This is a genomic window from Gordonia rhizosphera NBRC 16068, from assembly GCF_000298195.1.
Taxonomy (GTDB): Bacteria; Actinomycetota; Actinomycetes; order Mycobacteriales; family Mycobacteriaceae; genus Gordonia; species Gordonia rhizosphera.
The window spans coordinates 1-3,358 of record NZ_BAHC01000218.1 but is presented as its reverse complement, the minus strand read 5'-3'; the positions used below and the strand labels follow the sequence as shown (position 1 = coordinate 3,358).

Here is a 3,358-nt window from a genome sequence, read left to right as displayed (position 1 = left end):
GGCAGCCCACAGGATCGGCACCATCACGGTGCCGAGGTAGCCCTGATGGCCCGTCACCAGTACGCGCATCGTCAGTTTCCTCCAAATCGCAGTAATGCCTTCTCGACGACGAACGCCTCCGCGTGTCGGCTGCGGCTCTGGACGCCCCGCAGTCGCGACAACCCGAGAAAAGACAACTGGTCAAACCAGTCGTGGTTCACCTGGGATGGGTAGTGTTCGTGAAGGAGCCGCACCTTCTGCTCCGCGATCTCGGTGGTGATCGGGTGGAACAGGGTCGGGTGCGGAGTGTCGGTCTCCCACTTGAGGATTTCGTAACCGAGGATGAGATGGTCGCGGAACTCGGTCGGCGCCAACTCGGCCAGGGTCCGATGATCCTGATGTGCATCACCGCGCTGGGGCGCGAACACAATGTCGGGGGTGACCGCTCTGCGGAACGCGCCGAGCGACTCCTTGATGGACTCCCATCGTGCCGGCGCCCGACCGTCGGGGAAATCGAGAACGGTGAGATCGATTGTGGCGCCTGGGCAGAACGCCGCGAGGGCGGCCCGCTCCTCCGCCTCGCGCTCGGTTCCGCCCCCTGTCAGGACCAGTGCGCGCACATTCAGACCCGGTCGTGAGTTGGCCAATGTCAGCAGGGTGCCCCCCATGCCGATGGCGATGTCGTCGCAGTGCGCTCCCAGTACAGCGACCTCGGCCGGTGCATCGGTGGTGAAATCGATCATCGGTCCGTGTCGCCGCTCTCCCACACCATCCAGGGCCGGTCGCCCCTGTTGAATCGGGTGTCGAGTTCCGCACGTTCCTTGAACGTGTCTGCGGGCTTCCAGAAGCCGTTGTAGCGGTAGCCGTACAACCGGTCCCGCTCGGCGAGTGCCACACACGCATCCGCCACGAGATCACCACCCTCTGGCAGGTGTTCGAACACTTCCTGCGTCAGCACGAAGAAGCCGCCGTTCTCCCAGATCGCGAACAGCTCCGATACAGGTGTGATCGCCTTGACCGTTCCGGCGTCCGAGACATCGACGCAATGGAAGGACGATTGCGGAGGGACCAACATCATCGATGCTGCCGCCCCGGTCCCCTTGACCTCGTCGATCATCGAGTTCAGGGGCGCATCGGTCAGCACGTCGGCGTAGTTGGCAAGAAAGTATTCGTCGCCGTCGAGGTACGGCCTCACCCGGCGCAGCCGCTCGCCGATCGCCGACTCGAGTCCGGTGTCGATGAATGTGATCGACCAATCGCTGATGTCGGTGCTGAGCAACTCGACCTGACCACCGCGCATCACGAAATCGTTGGACTCCGACTCGTCGTAGCTCATGAAGTAGCGTTTGATGTGGTTGGCACCGTATCCGAGGCACAGGATGAAGTCCTTGTGTCCGTGGTGCGCGTAGTAGCGCATCACATGCCAGATCAGCGGCCGCGGACCGACCATCTGCATAGGCTTGGGGATGTCGTCGTCAGGCGAGTCTCGCATGCGCATGCCGTAGCCACCACAGAACAGAACGACCTTCATGACAGATCACCTTCGGTGTCTCGGTTCGCGAAATGCAGTTCCGGTAGCGGATAGACGATCTGACCACCCCAGTCCGCCACGTACTCGAGTTGCTTGCTGATCTCGGTTTCGAGATTCCACGGCAGCACAACGATGACGTCAGGCTTGTCCTCATCGATCCGCTCGGGCGGGTGAATCGGTATCCGGGTCCCAGGCGTGTACCGGCCGTGCTTGTACGGATTGCGATCGACGGTGTACTCCATCAGATCGGTACGGATGCCACTGTAGTTGAGCAGCGTATTGCCCTTGCCCGGAGCGCCATAGCCGACCACCCGCGCACCCTCGGCCTTCTTCTCGAGCAGGAAACGCAGGAGTTCCTGCCGGGCGCGGTCCGCACCCGCCTGCATGTCCAGATAACCGTCGACCTCGTGCAACCCGGCGGCGGCTTCGGCAGCGAGCACCTCGGCGACGCGTTCCGACGGTTCGCCCGCGGTCTCGTCGGGGGCCGCCCACACCCGGATCGAGCCGCCATGGGTGGGGATCAGCTCGGCGTCGACGACGGTCAGTCCGGCGGTTGCGAGCGCCCGTGATGCCGACAGGAGTGTGTAGTACTGGAAATGCTCGTGGTAGATCGTGTCGAACTGCCCGAGTTGCACGAGGTTCAGCGCGTGATGGACCTCGATGCTGAGCCGACCGTCGTCAGCAAGAAGTGTACGCAGGGACTTCGTGAACCCCAGCAGATCTGGGATGTGCGCGTACACATTGTTGGCGACGACGAGGTCGGCGGCACCGTGCTCATGCCGGACCCGCTCCGCAAGGCCCTCGTCGAGAAATGCGGTCAGCGTGGGGACGCCCTTCTCGCGGGCCGCGGCACCGACGTTGACCGAGGGCTCGATCCCCAAGCATCGGATGTGATTGCCGACGACGTGTTGGAGCAGGTAGCCGTCGTTGCTCGCAACCTCGACGACGAAGGCGTCGTCGCCGAGCGCGTACCGATCACGGGCCTCTTCGACGAACTGCCGTGCGTGCTCGACCCAACTGTCGGAATACGACGAGAAGTAGGCATACTCGGTGAACGTGTCCTCCGGAGTGATGAGCGCCGGAATCTGCAGCAGCAGACAGTCCTCGCAAAGGCGCAGGTGCAGCGGATACGTCGGTTCCGGATCATCGAGCGCATCGACGGCAAGGAACCGCTCGCACGGTGGCGTCGCGCCGAGGTCGAGAATGCTCCGAAGTCGATGTGAACCACAGAGGCGACAGCGCATGCCACCACTCCTTGTCCGTGAGGGTAACGTTTGCTCGGCCATCTAATCAGGCTGTCAGATCTGGGGAACGTCGAACGAGGGTGGCAGCGGCTGTCCGTCGTGGACGACTCGCTTCCCCATGCGGTACAGACTGCGTAGCCATCGAGTTTTGAACAGGAAGCTCACCGGCGGCCTCCAACTCGGCGCCCTTCGTCGATCGGCGGCGTATGCGAATGCGGCGCCTGCTTCGGGTCGCCGTGTGACACGTTGTGACACCGCAAACCAGTAGGCGTAGTCGCCCATCCGGCGCCGGGCGAGTTCGCGAAGCTCTGGCGCATCCGGGAGTGCCGCGCCTTCGTGATCGAAGAACGACTCGAAAGCACGTTCGTGCTCGGTGAAGTCCAGGACCCGGTGCTCGATGAACGGGGTCGAGAGTTGGGCGTCGTGGACTCGTCGGACACCGAGCACCCGGTTGGTCCGTGCGACGCTGCCGAACATGGCCAACCGCAGATACAGTTCGAAGTCGTTTGTTCGTATCAGCTCTTCCCGCAGGTGACCGGCCTTCTTGAGCGCGGAGACGCGCATGATGAGCGCCGGTGCGCCTACGTCACAAAATGAATCCCGA

At 63.1% G+C, this 3,358-nt stretch carries 4 protein-coding genes; all 4 read right to left on the bottom strand.

Annotated elements, in window-relative coordinates; translation table 11 throughout:
- Window positions 1-71: 71 nt before the first annotated feature.
- Window positions 72-722 (bottom strand): PIG-L deacetylase family protein, encoded by a 651-nt coding sequence (locus tag GORHZ_RS26430; protein WP_006338539.1) that lies wholly within the window; start codon window positions 720-722, stop codon window positions 72-74.
- Entirely contained in the window at window positions 719-1,510 is a 792-nt protein-coding gene (locus GORHZ_RS26425; protein ID WP_006338538.1) for a glycosyltransferase family protein, read from the bottom strand. The genes GORHZ_RS26430 and GORHZ_RS26425 overlap by 4 nt, the downstream gene beginning before the upstream one ends.
- Window positions 1,507-2,754 (bottom strand): class I SAM-dependent methyltransferase, encoded by a 1,248-nt coding sequence (locus tag GORHZ_RS26420; RefSeq protein ID WP_006338537.1) that lies wholly within the window; start codon window positions 2,752-2,754, stop codon window positions 1,507-1,509. The genes GORHZ_RS26425 and GORHZ_RS26420 overlap by 4 nt, the downstream gene beginning before the upstream one ends.
- A 54-nt stretch (window positions 2,755-2,808) precedes the next feature.
- On the bottom strand, window positions 2,809-3,358 hold a 550-nt coding region (locus GORHZ_RS29770), incomplete at its 5' end, for a hypothetical protein (RefSeq protein ID WP_006338536.1).

Coding starts and splice junctions, on each gene's coding strand:
- GORHZ_RS26430 (WP_006338539.1), bottom strand. CDS start 722: ATGATCGATTTCACCACCGATGCACCGGCCGAGGTCGCTGTACTGGGA.
- GORHZ_RS26425 (WP_006338538.1), bottom strand. CDS start 1,510: ATGAAGGTCGTTCTGTTCTGTGGTGGCTACGGCATGCGCATGCGAGAC.
- GORHZ_RS26420 (WP_006338537.1), bottom strand. CDS start 2,754: ATGCGCTGTCGCCTCTGTGGTTCACATCGACTTCGGAGCATTCTCGAC.